15 protein-coding genes are annotated in these 14,103 nt (G+C 61.7%); 4 read left to right on the top strand and 11 right to left on the bottom strand.

Translation table 11 applies throughout. The features are described from left to right. The 4 genes from QP045_RS21215 to QP045_RS21200 form a co-directional block, all read right to left on the bottom strand. Positions 1-386: STN domain-containing protein (locus tag QP045_RS21215; protein WP_422516997.1), on the bottom strand; the 386-nt coding region annotated here is incomplete at its 3' end. Beyond that, positions 365-1,351 (bottom strand): FecR family protein, encoded by a 987-nt coding sequence (locus tag QP045_RS21210; RefSeq protein ID WP_422516996.1) that lies wholly within the window; start codon positions 1,349-1,351, stop codon positions 365-367. The genes QP045_RS21215 and QP045_RS21210, both read right to left, overlap by 22 nt. After that, complete coding sequence (locus QP045_RS21205) at positions 1,335-1,922, bottom strand: RNA polymerase sigma factor (protein ID WP_422516995.1); 588 nt, start codon at positions 1,920-1,922, stop codon at positions 1,335-1,337. The genes QP045_RS21210 and QP045_RS21205 overlap by 17 nt, the downstream gene beginning before the upstream one ends. 77 nt (positions 1,923-1,999) lie before the next feature. Further along, positions 2,000-2,716: a hypothetical protein gene (locus tag QP045_RS21200; RefSeq protein WP_422516994.1), complete on the bottom strand. Its 717-nt coding sequence runs from the start codon at positions 2,714-2,716 to the stop codon at positions 2,000-2,002. A 131-nt stretch (positions 2,717-2,847) separates the two neighbouring features. On the opposite strand from QP045_RS21200, the gene QP045_RS21195 reads away from it, so the two are divergent. After that, positions 2,848-3,858 carry an endonuclease/exonuclease/phosphatase family protein gene (locus QP045_RS21195; RefSeq protein WP_422516993.1) on the top strand — a complete coding sequence of 337 codons (1,011 nt, stop codon included), beginning with the start codon at positions 2,848-2,850 and terminating at the stop codon, positions 3,856-3,858. Positions 3,859-3,925: 67 nt separating this feature from the next. Here QP045_RS21195 and QP045_RS21190 read toward each other — a convergent pair whose 3' ends face one another. The 6 genes from QP045_RS21190 to QP045_RS21165 all read right to left on the bottom strand — a co-directional run bounded on the left by QP045_RS21190 (position 3,926) and on the right by QP045_RS21165 (position 9,465). After that, on the bottom strand, positions 3,926-5,047 hold the full coding sequence (locus QP045_RS21190; RefSeq protein ID WP_422516992.1) for an LptF/LptG family permease: 1,122 nt from the start codon (positions 5,045-5,047) through the stop codon (positions 3,926-3,928). A gap of 8 nt (positions 5,048-5,055) precedes the next feature. After that, positions 5,056-6,216, bottom strand: coding sequence for a glycosyltransferase (locus tag QP045_RS21185; RefSeq protein ID WP_422516991.1), 1,161 nt, complete (start codon positions 6,214-6,216; stop codon positions 5,056-5,058). Between the two features lie 12 nt (positions 6,217-6,228). Next, entirely contained in the window at positions 6,229-6,747 is a 519-nt protein-coding gene (locus QP045_RS21180) for a DUF2141 domain-containing protein (RefSeq protein ID WP_422516990.1), read from the bottom strand. Continuing rightward, a complete protein-coding gene (locus QP045_RS21175) occupies positions 6,744-7,667 on the bottom strand; it encodes a hypothetical protein (protein WP_422516989.1) in 924 nt (307 codons plus the stop codon). Before QP045_RS21175 ends, QP045_RS21180 begins: the two co-directional genes overlap by 4 nt. A gap of 41 nt (positions 7,668-7,708) precedes the next feature. Then, complete coding sequence (locus tag QP045_RS21170) at positions 7,709-8,866, bottom strand: glycosyltransferase (RefSeq protein WP_422516988.1); 1,158 nt, start codon at positions 8,864-8,866, stop codon at positions 7,709-7,711. Between the two features lie 206 nt (positions 8,867-9,072). Further along, positions 9,073-9,465 (bottom strand): winged helix-turn-helix transcriptional regulator, encoded by a 393-nt coding sequence (locus tag QP045_RS21165; RefSeq protein WP_422516987.1) that lies wholly within the window; start codon positions 9,463-9,465, stop codon positions 9,073-9,075. A 99-nt stretch (positions 9,466-9,564) separates the two neighbouring features. Here QP045_RS21165 and QP045_RS21160 point away from each other — a divergent pair, with 99 nt between their 5' ends. Continuing rightward, complete coding sequence (locus QP045_RS21160; RefSeq protein WP_422516986.1) at positions 9,565-10,290, top strand: SDR family NAD(P)-dependent oxidoreductase; 726 nt, start codon at positions 9,565-9,567, stop codon at positions 10,288-10,290. 211 nt (positions 10,291-10,501) lie between these two features. Here the strand turns inward: QP045_RS21160 and QP045_RS21155 are convergent, their stop codons facing one another. After that, complete coding sequence (locus QP045_RS21155; protein ID WP_422516985.1) at positions 10,502-11,407, bottom strand: LysR family transcriptional regulator; 906 nt, start codon at positions 11,405-11,407, stop codon at positions 10,502-10,504. Between the two features lie 216 nt (positions 11,408-11,623). Between QP045_RS21155 and QP045_RS21150 the strand changes: the two genes are divergently transcribed. Further along, positions 11,624-13,003 carry an NAD-dependent succinate-semialdehyde dehydrogenase gene (locus QP045_RS21150; RefSeq protein ID WP_422516984.1) on the top strand — a complete coding sequence of 460 codons (1,380 nt, stop codon included), beginning with the start codon at positions 11,624-11,626 and terminating at the stop codon, positions 13,001-13,003. A 62-nt stretch (positions 13,004-13,065) separates the two neighbouring features. Beyond that, positions 13,066-13,629 carry a nuclear transport factor 2 family protein gene (locus QP045_RS21145; protein ID WP_422516983.1) on the top strand — a complete coding sequence of 188 codons (564 nt, stop codon included), beginning with the start codon at positions 13,066-13,068 and terminating at the stop codon, positions 13,627-13,629. Positions 13,630-14,103 lie beyond the last annotated feature (474 nt).

Here is a 14,103-nt window from a genome sequence, read left to right as displayed (position 1 = left end):
GCTGGGGGCGGGGGCGGCCGGGAAGGCGCGACTCTATCTCGGTCACGTGTCCGGATGTGAGGGTCCGGCTGGCGCCGTAGCCTCACCACGTTCCCCCGCGAAATGCGAAACCCATATCCCGTGTCCTTCAGAAGCCGGCGCAATCCTTCGCGAAGACTGAATCGTCCCCTGAGGCCCGCAACTCTGATCGACCGGAGTGCGGGGTCGCTGATGTCAATGGAAACGCCGGCCTGAGTGGCCAGCGATATGAGTGCGACATTCAGTGGCCCGGCAGGAAGATTGAACCAGATATCGTCGGCGGCGTAAGCGGGACAGGGGGCGGCCGCGCAGACGACCACCGGGCTCGCAAGCAGCCACTTGCCTCTCACCGAGCTTCGACAGACCATCGCGTCCCGTCAGCGACGATTGTCTCACCGATCAGTTCTTCCAGCCGCGCGCGGACCATTTCCGGGCCCCCGTCTGTCTGGATCACGCCTGAGAACCTTCTGGAGCCCATACTTCGTGGAAGCTGAAGCGATATGCCTGTCGATCGGTACAGATCCTCAGCGACTTGCTCCAAAGGAACCTGATCATAGACCAGTTTGCCACCTGCCCAGCTGCCAATCGACCCGACCGGGCTCTGCGAGATTTCGATTTTGCCGCGGCGGTTAGCGGCGAGGCTATCACCCGCGCGAAGATCCACAGTACCGCCCGTCCCTTCGAAGCGTACCGCGCCTTCCGCGACACCGACGCGAAGCTGCTGGTCTGTCCGGACCACGTTAAACACGGTTCCGATATCGACGAGGCGCTGTTCACCAGCGACAACGGTGAATGGATCGGAGTCGTCGTGCCTGACCGAGAATCGTGCTTCGCCTTCGGCGATCTCCACTAATCTGGTGTTGTTCTTGTCGAGGATAATCTTGGTGCTGCCGTTGAGGGAGACTCTGCTCCCGTCCGCGAGTGAAACAGTCCGCGCTTCGCCCGCGGCGGTTTCGACCGCATAGCGGTCATCCCGGTCGAGCATCATCTGGCCCCCAAAGAGCCCAGCTACCGCTATCGAAGCTGCGAGGGCACCCCAGCGCCAAGGCCTCCGGCTACGGGCTTCGCGCCCGATATCTTGTGCAAGACCATAAGCGTCATTGCCGACTGATGGCGGTTGCTCATGCTCCTCGCTCGTCGGGAACGTTGCTCTTTCGAGCAAAGGCAACATCTGCGCGTCACGGTCCACGACAGCCTCATAGACGCCGTTATGAGCGGGATCGGCGTCAAGCCATTCGGCAAACTCCATCCACGCTTCCTCGTCGGCGTCCTTGAGCCGAAGGTGCCAGGCGATAGCCTGCTCGAGCACAGCGCGATCACGAACGGCTGACATCGTCCGCCTCCGTTTGTGAGAGTTGCGGGGCTACATCCAACTCTTCCCGCAAAAGCTGGAGCTTTCGATAGGCACGCTGGAGGTGCTTTTCCACCGCGCTCAAGCTCAGATCCAGGATATTCGCGATGGCCTTCTGCGACTGTCCGTCGAGCCGATACATCTTCAATATCTGCGCAGTCCGGACCGGCATCGTGGCAAGCGCCTCATTGACCCGTTCGAGTTCGTCGCGCGCGATCGCGTTCTGTTCCGGCGAAGGTTCCGCGTCTTTTTCAAGGTCGGGTCCGATCCGACTGCGCGTCCAGTGATCGTCTCGCGCTTGCTGCCGACGGCGCCCGCGGCGATGATCGTGCAGGAGGTTATTCGCCATCTGATACAGGTATGCGCGCGGCGCGCTCACGGGACCCGTACGAATGCTCGCCAGCTTGACGTACAGGTCCTGCAACAAATCCTCCACTTCGGCAGGAGGGCATCGGCGTACCAGCATGAAACGCAAAAGTTCGGAACGCATTTCGCCCAGCAATTGCAGGAGGCCCGCTTCGACTCCGTCGAAATCTTCGCACGCTCTTGGCATATGTACTCCATAAGCGTCGGGCCGCCATCGGAGCAATTGATTAGGCGAGGACGCGAGTCCATGAGCGGCTTCCGGCATTACAAGCGGCCTTTCCACGATAGGGTGGCCGATGAGCCCGACCGCGCCGCGATCTGGCCGTGTTCTATTCGAAAGGTGAACCGGTGTTCCGGCCGGCCATTTCCCGGCTGTAATCCAAACATCCCGATCTCGACCGCGGCCCCTTTTCGAGCTGCGGCCTCTCCGTTCACCAGGCGGGTTACCAGCCGCCCGGCCGCCCCTTCGGACCATCCGCTATTGTCGAAGCCGACGAACCTGATGGATGAAGTGCCAATCTGCACACCGACATAGGCCATCTTGGCTACTGTTTTCGTCGTGTCGGCGAGCAGCGGACCTCCTGCAGCTCTCCTGTTTGTGCGCTCGAGGCGTGCTCCGACTTCAAAGGCTATTTCGGGAGCTGCGCTTTCCCAGAAACGCACATCCGCAGCGTATGTCCGTTGTCGGCGACCTCCAAGGGGAACGGCGTCGGGCAACCTGCTGCCGGACAGGAGACGTTCTCCCCGCAACTCGAAGCCGCCCGTTCCCCAGTCGAGCATGCCGGACCTAGCGTGCCTGCGCGGTTCGCCGCTTCCGGACGCTAAGCTGCGCGCTTCTTCCTGAAACCGATCTTCCAATCGTGCATCAACCGAGACTCGGCCCGTTGTGCTCGCATTTTCCTGCGCCAGTACCGAGCCTCCCGAAAGAGACAGCGACAGCACGCCCAGTGCGGATCTTCCGATCCAGTTGATGCTGTCCATCCGCGGTCCCCTGACAGTCCGAGCCGCTAGACGCCGCGGATTGCGAGGAACCGCACATGCGCCGGAGGTCATGCGGAAATCGGGACGGGAGGACGTCTTGCGCTGACGGATCGCCGGAGGACGCAGCTATCATGATCGGCTTCAGAACTCTTGGCCTGTTCGCGGCGGCGGCACTTTTGGGGGCACCGGCGGCGCCTTCAACCAGTTATGACCTCGAACTGGACAAATCCACTTGGCCGGCGCCTGCCGCGGCAATCTCGATCTTATCGTACAACATCAAGGGTTTGCCTTGGCCGATCGCTTTCGGCCGCGAGGAAGCCATGTCCGCTATCGGACGGCGTCTGGCTGCGATGCGGCCCGTCGGCGCGCAACCGCGTGTCGTTCTCTTGCAGGAAGCCTTTGGTGACACTGCAAGGACGCTGGGTCGGGCCGCCGGCTACCGCCATGTCGTCAATGGCCCACAAGTTTCCAGGACCCATGTCTCAAGACCGTTGGGCCAAGCGTTCGCAGAGGGTGCACAATGGATCAAAGGCGAAGAGAGTGGGAGCCTGATCGATAGCGGACTGGCAATTCTTTCAGATTATCCCGTCATCAAAGTTGCGCGCTATGCATTTCCCGAAGGCGCATGCGCGGGCTACGACTGCCTGGCGGCAAAGGGCGTCCTCGTCGCGTGGATTGATGTGCCGGGCGCCAGCGAACCGATCGCGATCGTCGACGTCCATCTAAATTCGCGCCGTGCTGCGCGGGTGGCCACCGAACGGGCTGATCGTGCGTATACGTGGCAAGTTGCCGCTGTCCGGAAGTTCCTGTCGAGCGTGCTCCCCACCGGCGCCCCGGTCATCTTCGGCGGAGATTTGAACACGGGTCGGGCGCCCGCCCGCGTAGCGGCTGTCGCGCAGCCGATGATCGATGGCGCCCAGATTGATGGTCTCGGGACGGTTCTTGCCAAAGGAGCGGTCGCCCGCGGCGCGCAGAACGAAGCGCAGCGGATCGTTGATCGAAACAAGGACAAGATACTCTTTCGAGACGGAACCAACCTCCGACTGCGGGCCGAACGCGCTTGGGTTCCGTTCCCGAGCGCTTCGCCAGAACCTCTCTCCGATCATGCCGGCTTCGTGATCGACTTCTCGCTCGAACGGTGATGACGACGGGCTCGGCCGGCCGGGCGACTGTAATCTTCGCGTGAGAAAGCTGAGGATCTCCTCGCCCTCATGCCTGCCGTTGTGCGCTCGGCCTACGGAGACTCTGGAGAGCCCGGCTGGTCCAAAGATCGACAAAGCCCTGACCAAGGACTTTCTCCGCCCAGACCAATCCGGCCACAAACGCGCACCAGCTTGCGAGAATGCCGCCTCCAAGGAATTCGGGTTTGGTAGCGTGGCCGTCGATTAAAGGCGTTATCATTTTCAGAGCCATGACGAGCACAATGAGCCCGGCCAGGATTCCGGCGGCTCCGGACTGTCTTCTCGGGGGCTTCCCCAGGATCAGCGCAAGCGTCGGCACAAACAATACGAGTACCGCCGCGAGACATCGCCCATAGACCGCTGAACGACCGGAGACGGTGCCCTCCGTCCATAGCAATTCGAGATCGCTGCGCTTGAGAAGGTCGCTTTCCGGTTCCTTGACCAGCCCACTCGCGACCGGGTCCATGCGGTGCTGCAGGCGGTCGAACCTGAGGACGCTTCCATCTCTCTCTCGAACGACTTGTCCGTCGTGCATTTCCATGGCCATCCCACCAGAGGGAAGCTTCCAGAAACGGCCGCTTCTTGCGGTATAAACGTCCCCATCTGTTCGGAGGAACAGTCCGATGATGTCGCCATCTGCCGCGTCGACTTCATCAAAATGCAAGACGCTTCCGCGCCCAAGATCGATGAACCGATCTGCCTGCAGTTGATGTCCGAATTCCCCCTGCACCATCCGCTGATAGATGTTGGCAAGTCCGATCTCACCTGCGGGCATCAGCCAGCCCTGGTTTGCCATGGTCAGGACGCTGACCATCGCGGCAAGCACGAATGGAAGCCGCATCCAGCGCGAAGTAGCGATCCCGCATGCCTCGATCACGTCCAGCTCTGCCCGCAGAACAAGCCTTCTTACAGTCAAGGCGATGCCCAGAAACAGTCCGACCAGTAAGCCTATGCCGCCATACTCCGGGAGCAACCCGGCAACCGAGTACGCGACGATGTATGTACGGTGCCCGGAAAGTTGGGTCATTCCCAAAAGACGTGGAAGGTGTTCCAGGGTCATCAGTGACATGACCACCGCCAGCACGCTGAACATCGTTCCGAGCATGTGGCGCAGGATATAGCGATCAAGAACAAGGGACTGAAAGAACATTGCCCCGCTCACGCGGCGAGGGGGAGTTCGCTCTTGTGCAGCCTTTGGTAGATCGCAAACAGCGCTCCGAAATGATCGTCCATCGCTCGCGCTGCGAAGCCGTTCCCGCGGGTGGTGAAGCAGTCGGGGAGAGTAAGGACGGCCCGTACCAGATCCAGGTGATCTGCCGCACGATAGGACCACCCGAACTCGCCCCCGGCAAAGTCGGCGGCACCGCCGCGATCAGGCACGATCACCGGTATGCCGCTGGCGCTTGCCTCCGCCGCAGTCATGCAAAAGGTTTCTGCCTCGCAGCCATGCAGGAAAGCGTCGGCGCTCGCCAGGATACTGGCAAATCTTTCCCGATCGCGTTCCGGCCGGAACAACCGGATATGGGGATTTCCGCCGATTGACCGCAGGACGCTTGTGTCTTCTCGTCCTTCGCCGAAGATCACCAGCCCCACCGGGCGATGCCGACCGGCGATGGTTACCGCCTCAACTAGCATCGGCAAACGCTTTTCTGGCGCAAGTCTGCCGGCGGCAACGAGCAATGTCGCGTCTGGGCCGAGGCTGCATTGCGCGAGAAGGCTTTCGCGAATGACAGGATCCCGCTTGCTTGCCGAAAAGCGCTCCGCCTCGACACCCATTGGCACTGTCACGACATTGCCGACACCGCCTGCCTTCATCCGCGAAGCCAGATCTTCGCTGGCGCAAACAACCGCATCATAAAGACGCCCAAGTTGACGCAAGTGGTCCCAGTATCTCACGAACCGCCGGTCGATCGTCTTGCGACTGACAAGGGGCTCCAGCCACCGGTACGCGTAGGCCGACAGGGGGTCGGCGTGCAGGATGAGCGCCTTGGGCACCCCCGGCCGCCAATTCGCTACCATAAGGGGGCTTCGCCACGGCGACGACGCTTCGACGAAATCCGGCGACAACCTGTCCAAGGTCGCATGGAGCGCGCGCTCGTCGTTGAAATACCAGTATTTCCGATCAAGGGGGAAGCGTGGGGAGGCAATCGTCTGTATGCGGGCGCACGGGCCGAACTCGACAACCGCGTCCTTGTCGCCAGGCGCCAGGATCGTAACATCCTGGTTCATTCGTTGGGCCATCGCTAGCTTTTGGCCGACATAGGTTTTTACGCCGCCACCCCTTGGGGAATAGAAGGCGCAGACATCAACGATCTTCATCCGCGGGCTCCATCATTTGATCGGGCGCATGGCGAGGCCGCGCCGATAGTTCATCACGATCTCGATTTGCGTCGGCCCGGAGCGCGCCACGGCGGTTGCAGCGGACGCGGCAGGTTTGCTCCATCCCAGCTTGGGATTGCCTGCAAAGCCGATCCCGTCGATGCGCCAGCCGAACTTGCGGTTGCTGTCCCGGTCATGCAGCAGGCTCACGGCATAGCTGCCTGCGGCAGGAACCCGCACACACAGCCGCACTGGACCTGAAGCAGGAATGATCTGCTCTACCCTCCGGAAGGTCTTGCCTGCCGATATCAGGATGTTGTCATCTTCCAGGAAGTCGGCGTCATTCGCGGGGTAGACTTCGAGCTTGAGCTTGCCGGTGCGGTCCTTGAGGCCCTCGACGTTGACCAGGAACGACGGTCCAGACTCATCGGAACGGCATCTGCCTTCAGCCGTCCCCAGATCGGGTGTCGACTGGATGGAAGCGGCGACCAGCAGGGGGCTGCCGATCAGGCTAAAGAGTAGGCTCTTCATTGCATCTTTGCCTTCGAAAGAAGGTCCGCAAGTGCGAAGCTAAGCCCGACAAGCACATGCGCGGCGAGGGTCAGTCCCGCCATCAGGGCCATCAGTGCCGACATTTCGACTTCGCCGCCCAAGGCATGGACCGCTATTCCAGCGAACACGACGTCCTTGTTCGGTACGAAGGGCAGCCGGGAGATCAACAGGCGGAGAGTGACCAGAATGAGCCACCAGCCAAGCTCGACGTGCGGCAACACGAGATGCCACAGAGCAGCGGAGAATAGGGCCGTTGCAAGAATTCGGAAAAGATGGACCGCGAAGACCATCCGCAACTCCCTTCGTTCAAGCGAAAAGAGCGAACGACGCAGGAGCATGACCGCCAGCGAGGTCCCGATCAGGAACGCGAGTGACCAACCGATCGCGGTCACATTGTCATGGAGCGGCAGCAGCCTTACCAGAAGAGACGCCACGGCGAGGAAGATGAGGGTCGTGACATTGCCCGCAATTGCCGACAGCACGGCGACGTCCTTGACCGCGCCGAAAGGCGTGGTCACGAATCTGAGGTTCTGGCGCGCCCAGCCATAGAAATAGACCTCTCCGAGATAGCCGACGAGAAGTTCATTGTAGATGAGCTTGCGGACCAGAGCACCGAAGGCACTGGCCCCAATCCCCCAGAGGCGCTGGAAAATGAACCAGTCGCTGGCCGGCCCGATCAAATAGCTGACAGCGAACAGACCCCAGAATAGCGGCGACGTGGGCACCAGCGCGAGGATCGTTCCAAGATCGAGGCCGCTCACCTGATAGACCGCTGCGCCAACGAAGATCAGGGAGAGGAGCGTACCAAGAACGCCCCGCGAAGCGGGCCTCGCGTTGCGATCCTGGGGTTCGAATGCGAATGGTCCAGTCGGTGCGAGCACTAAGGTTTGATCGGACATTCCTGGACCTTGCTCGTTACACAGGCCCGCTAGACTCCGCGCTAGCGCCAAACCCGCACACTGCTTTGAATTTTCTCGCGCCGCTGACGCTGCGCGTCGCCGACCAAGGTCATGAGCCGGGAAAGATAGAGCTCGCCTGAGCTTTCCAGCGTGAAGCTGGCGGCAAGGCGCTGCATGGCTACGATGTCGGGTCGAAGGTGCCTCGCGGCGTTCATCGCAATGCCCAAAGTGTCGCGATCGCACGGGGGAACCACCATGCCGAATTGCCCATAGCCTGTCAGCCACTCCATGCTGACGCAGCAGTTCGTCGCAGCGATCGGCAGACCCGCAGCCAGGGCTTCCAGGATAACTGCGGGCGCTCCTTCGTAGTGGGACGAGAGGACAAACACGTCTGCTTCTGCATAGAGAACCCGAACATCGTCGACGTGTCCGAGAAACTGGACTCGCGACCCCAGGCCTAACGCGTTTGTCCGTTCGACCAGTCTGCCGCGCTCCGGGCCGTCGCCAGCAATGACCAGCCTGTCTTCGGGCCAGGCGTGGCGTGCAAACGCCTCCAGAAGCAGCATCTGGTTCTTCTGCGCGGCGAGCCTGCCAACGGTAAGGAAGCGGCAGCCATGTTGCGGCCTTTTGGACAATCCTGAATCGGAAAGCTGACGCAGTTCAGCCTCAGAGAGTGCCGGGTCGGGGATGACGCTGACACTGTTTCCCGGGAGCGCCAGTTCACGCTCGACTTGCGTGCGCATCGGATCCGCGATCGCGATGAAGCCGTCCAGGACGGTTCCCTGTGCTCTTAGCCAGCGTCGGTAAAGCGGTCGGACCAATCGCGGCAGATCCTGCCGCTCCAGATCGTTGCTGATCTTGACCAGAACAGGAGGGCATCGATCCCCGAGAAGGAGTTTCATCGCCACGCATACGACGGTGTACGTGTTGCCTGGACAAAACACCGCGTCGACCTTTTCAGTGAGCAGAAACTGGAAAAGCGACCAGATCATCCAGATGGTTTCCCATCGGTCGGTTCGGAATGGTTCGGCCAGGGTGCGATACTCAAGGCGGGGAGCGATACCGACGCTTGCTCCCCGGTTTCGGCCAAGGACGATGACTGGGTCGTGCCCGGCAGCTTGCCAATGTTCAGCAAGGCGCAGCGCAATACGCTCTACTCCGCCTGGTTCGAAGCTGTGGACAGGAATGGCGATGCGCATCCCGGCTAGACGCCAGCTCTATCTAAAACCCGCACGGCGTTGCCGCGCCTTCGAGGGCGGTGGGACGGTCGAGACGGCCGCGATGTTCGGGATCCATCCAGTTGCACGGACCCCATTTTTAACGGAGCTGCGTAAAGCCCGGCGCGGCGTGATCAGCGCTCCGTTCTTGCGCAGGGGAGTGGCCCTGATTCTGCGGGCGACAGATCTTATGCCGCGTCTTCGAAGCTGCCGTGCTTCCTCGAAGCATCGTAGGCGGCCTGTGCCCTTGCCAGCTCGGTGCCGTGTGCGAGAGACCAGTCATAGAGGGCGGCGAAGGGCCCCCGCAGCGATGCTCCCAACTCGGTGATTGTATATTCGACGCCGATCGGCTGCGTCGGGAGGACTTTCCGGCTGATCAAGCCGTTGCGCTCCAACCGCTTCAACGCATCCGACAACGATTTGTGGGTGATGCCGTCGAGCCGGCGTTTGAGGTCGTTGAAGCGCGCAGGTTGCGTACACAGGACGCTGAGGATCAGCACCGTCCACTTGTTGGCGATCTGTTCGAGGATCGGCCGCGTCGTGGTCACATCCAGCGGGAGTTCGATCGTATCAGCCGGCATCGGTATACGCATCCATATCTAAGCACTACAAAGTGCGTTCTTGTGCTTAGATATAGGATGGATATCTCCTTGTCATCACCATCGTGGATGTGAGGAAATATGAGCAGACTTTCGGACAAGATCGCGGTCGTCGTTGGCGGCCATGACGGGATCGGCGGCGCCATCGCAGAGCGCTTCGCAGCGGAAGGCGCCACGGTCTACGCGACGAGCCGGCGCGCAGAGGAACGGGACACGGCGCATGGCCCCGGCACGCTGCGCGCGCGCCGTGTCGATGCCTCCGATCCGGTGGCGCTCGGTGCCTTCTTCGAGGCCGTTCGGAGCGAGGGGGGCCTGGTGGATATCCTGGTTGTGAATGCTGGCATCGCCGAGTATGCGACGCTGGAGGGCGTCAGCGAGGATCACTTTGATCGGACGTTCGGCCTCAACGTGCGCGCACTGCTTTTCGCCACCAAGGCTGCGACGGCGATCATGCCGGAGGGCGGCTCCGTGGTGCTGGTGGGTTCGATAGCGGGCGAGATCGGGACCAAGGGTTACGGCGTCTACGGCGCCACCAAGGCGGCGGTGCGCGCGTTCGCCCGAACCTGGGCCAACGAACTCGCTCCCCGCAACATTCGCGTCAATGTCGTGGCGCCAGGACCGACCGACACCGCCATGTTCGCGGCCGTGTCCGACGAGATGCGAGAGGCGGTGACAGGGCTTATCCCGCTCGGCCGGATGGGAAGACCCGACGAAGTCGCATCGGCTGCGCTGTTCCTCGCCAGCGAGGAAAGCAGCTTCATCACGGCCGCCGAATTGCCAGTCGATGGTGGCATGGCGCAAGTTTGAAGCTGCTTCTGAACTACGCGGCCCGCCGGTTTCCGATAACTAAGGTCGGCGGGCTAGCGGCAGCAGGATCGGCCTTCTTGAGCCTTCGTCCGTCCCGCTTCGCGCGGTGAGACATGAATTTTCAGCCTGCTTGCTAGCCGTGTGGAATCGAAGCCGAACCTATTGGCTGGCTTGCTTCGGCCGAAGCTGCATCGCGCCGAGCCGCCTTCGCTCATGGTGCTTCTATGCCCGAGAGCTGCGCGACTTTAACGAAGCTGGTGAAGTTCTTCGTGATGGTGCTTCGGTCGTCGAGCCGGGTTGCCAGGGCTATGCGCGCGATCGGTGCAATACCCTTGATTGGCAGGTACCGGACGCCCGCGAACCCCGCGTTCGCCATCGCCGCAGGAACGATAGAGACGCCGAGTTCAACCGCCACGAGATTGGCGATGGATGTAATCTGCGTAGCAACCTGACCGACCCGCGGCTCGAAACCGGCGCCACGACAGGCCTCGATGACCTCGCCATAGAGACCAGATCCGAGTGCCTTCGAAAACATGATCATGTTTTCCTCCCTGAGGTCCTCCAACTGCACCACGGAGGCGCCGGCCAGCCGGTGTTCGACAGGGATCACGACCATCATGTTTTCGGGTGGCAGGGAAAGCACGTTGACGTTGGTCGGCAGCTCCTTGCCGGGGCGAAAGAATACCGCGTCCAGGCGCTGGTGGATCAACCGATCTAGGAGGTGCGCGCTGTTCAGCTCGTCGAGCGCCAACTCGACTTCCGGATAGGCACGCCGGAACGCGCGCAGTGCATTGGGCACGATCTCGTTGAAGGAGGTCGACCCGGTATAGCCAACCCGAAGCTGGCCGACTTCGCCACGCCCGCCGCGCTGCGCCATGCGAACGGCACGGTCAACACGTTCGAAGACCACCGGCACCTCGGCAAGGAATGCGGCGCCTGCTTCGGTAAGCTCGGCTCCCTTCGGCACCCGGCGGAAGAGCGTAACACCCAGCTCGCGTTCCAGATCATGGATCTGGGAACTGAGCGGCGGCTGGGCGATGCCGAGCCGCTCTGCCGCCCTACGGAAATTCAGCTCGTCCGCAACCGCGAGGAAATAGCGCAGATGACGAAGTTCCATCCTCAGCTGATACGCTCAGCATATCAAGAATGACAAACAATATATTGGATGGGTGCACGCCCTCTGCCCATATCCCCGCCAGCGCGGTTGGCAAGATCAGCCAAAGCGATCGGGCCGACATGCCGTTCCATTACAGGCAGGCGCAAACTCAGGCGTCCGCCTCCTCCCGGACCGACGGCGTTCGGCTCTTTCAGAAGCGGCCATAGGAGGCTCATCATGATCACTGTGTACAATCCCGCCAACGGCTCCATCGTCGGCGAAGCACCGGAACTATCGGGTTCCGAGGTCCAGGCTGCGATCGATCGTACCTTCGCGGCTTTCCCGGCATGGTCACGGCGTCTCGCGAAGGAGCGTGGCGACCTGCTGCGCGCATGGTTCGAAATAGTGAGGGCTGACCGAAGTGCCTTCGCCGAGATCATGGTGCAGGAGAACGGCAAGTGCTTCTCCGAGGCTCTTGGTGAGATCGACTACGGCCTCGGGTTTATTGAATGGTACGCGGAGGAAGCCAAGCGTGTTTACGGTGACACGATCCCGAGCCATGCCGCCGGTGCTTCGGTGCTTGTGTTCAAGGAGCCGGTGGGTCCGACCGCGGCGATCACGCCCTGGAACTTCCCCTTCATGATGATCTGCCGCAAGATCGCCACCGCGCTCGCAGCCGGCTGCACCATGATCATAAAGCCCTCTGAAGAGACGCCTCTCACGGCGTATATGCTGCTCGATTATGCGCGTCGGGCGGGCATTCCGGAGGGTGTGTTCGAGATGGTGACCGGCAACCCGAAGGAAATCGGCGAGCTGTTCACAGGCGATGAGCGGATCCGCAAGATCTCGTTCACCGGGTCGACCGCGGTCGGCAAGCTGCTGGCGAGTGCCAGCGGGGCGACGCTGACCAAGATGACGCTGGAACTGGGCGGCAACGCGCCCTTCATCGTCTTCGACGACGCCGACTTCGACGAAGCGGTAGCAGGCGCGGTGGCCGCGAAGCTGCGCAACTCGGGTCAGGTCTGCATCTCACCCAACCGCTTCTACGTTCAGGACGCAATCTATGACCGCTTCGTGGCAGCACTGGCGGAGCGCGTCGGCGCCATTGAAGTTGGCTACGGCATGCGCGATGACTTTGTCGTCGGCCCGCTGATCAACCAGGGTGGCGTGGACAAGGTGGCGGCCTTGGTCGAGGATGCTCGCGAGCGTGGTGCTCGCGTCGTGATCGGCGGCAAACCGCATGCACTGGGCGGCTTCTTCTATGAGCCGACGATCCTAGCCGATGTGGATGACGATGCACGCATGGCGCAGACGGAGATCTTCGGCCCGGTTATCCCGATCTACCGCTTCAAGAGTGAAGAGGAGGCCATCGCCCGGGCCAACAACACGGAATATGGCCTCGTCGCCTATACCTATACCCGGGATCTTGGCCGCGCATTCCGTCTGTCTCGAAAGATTGAGGCGGGGATGGTGATCCTCAACTCGGGCTCGGTCGGCACCGCCTCGGTGCCCTTCGGGGGCGTCAAGCATTCCGGATACGGCCGTGAAGGCAGCTATTACGGCATCGAGGAGTATGTCGACGTCAAGTACGTGCTCCTGGCCGGGCTCGACCGGTAGGTTTCAGCTGGACCGCTGTCCCAGGGCAGCGGCCCGGTGGCCCGTGATCGATGGAGAAAACAATGAGTTCTGCCCCGGCCAGGGATATCGAAGCCAGACTGCGGATCATCGAAGACAAGCTCGCCATTTATGAGCTTATCGCCGCGCATCCGCCCAGTGCCGATACAGGCTCCGCAGATTATACGGTCGCGGTCTACCAGGAGGGCGGCGTGTTCGACCGCGGACCCCAGCTGGACGGTGCGACGGGCGGGGATAACATCGCGGCGTTTGTCCAGCGGCCGGAACATGCCACGGCGATCCGCGGCGGCCTTGCACATTTCGCCGGTTTGCCGCTGATCGATTTGCGCGGCGACATCGCCGTGGTGACATCGTACCTCATGATTGTTCACCTAGATCATGAAGGGACACCGCGAGACCTGCCAAACCACGGCGTTTCGACCGGATACCGCATTCACCGGGCCGTGATCAATCGCTGGGAGCTGGAACGCCGGGACGGGCAATGGACAATTGCCCGCCGAGTCCTGCTGCCAGTGGACGGCTCGCCCGAGCACCAGCACCTGCTGCGACAGGGCTTGGAGGAACTGTTCGGCCTAGCACCCGCACTAAAGGGTGAAGCACAGGCATGACATCGTACGAAACATCGACCGACGATCCCTCGCCACAATGCGGGCTCAACCGATCTCGATAGGACGATAGAGAGCCACTGCGCAGCGCTAAGCGGTTCGTGAGCGCGGATCTTGCGATGGCTGTTGCCCCCCGGCTTGACGCGCTCAGCCTGCTGCTTTCTCCGGCAGGTGGTTATGAGCATCTTGCCGATGCCATCGGTGAGCCGGACCGGCGTCTAGGCGCCGACGCTAGATGGCGTTAATCGCGAGTTCCGGCTTCGCTACGGGCAGATTAAAGCCTCGATGGCCCCGTGCCAGGGTTTCTCCATTGCCGACGCACGAGCGCGGCGCGAGCGCGATGTACAGGCGCTAGCACTACTTTGGCAGAAGCATGAGTTTAGGGATTCCCTCGCCGCTGATTGCGTGATTCATGGGGAGCCAGCTTTGACGGAGGCTGGCGATGGACGAGGACTGGCAGACGGATCTGGAGCGATG

Origin of the sequence: Sphingomonas sp. 3-13AW (assembly GCF_049311085.1) — a bacterium.
GTDB lineage: Bacteria > Pseudomonadota > Alphaproteobacteria > Sphingomonadales > Sphingomonadaceae > Sphingomonas.
This window is presented reverse-complemented; position numbering and strand designations above follow the sequence as displayed.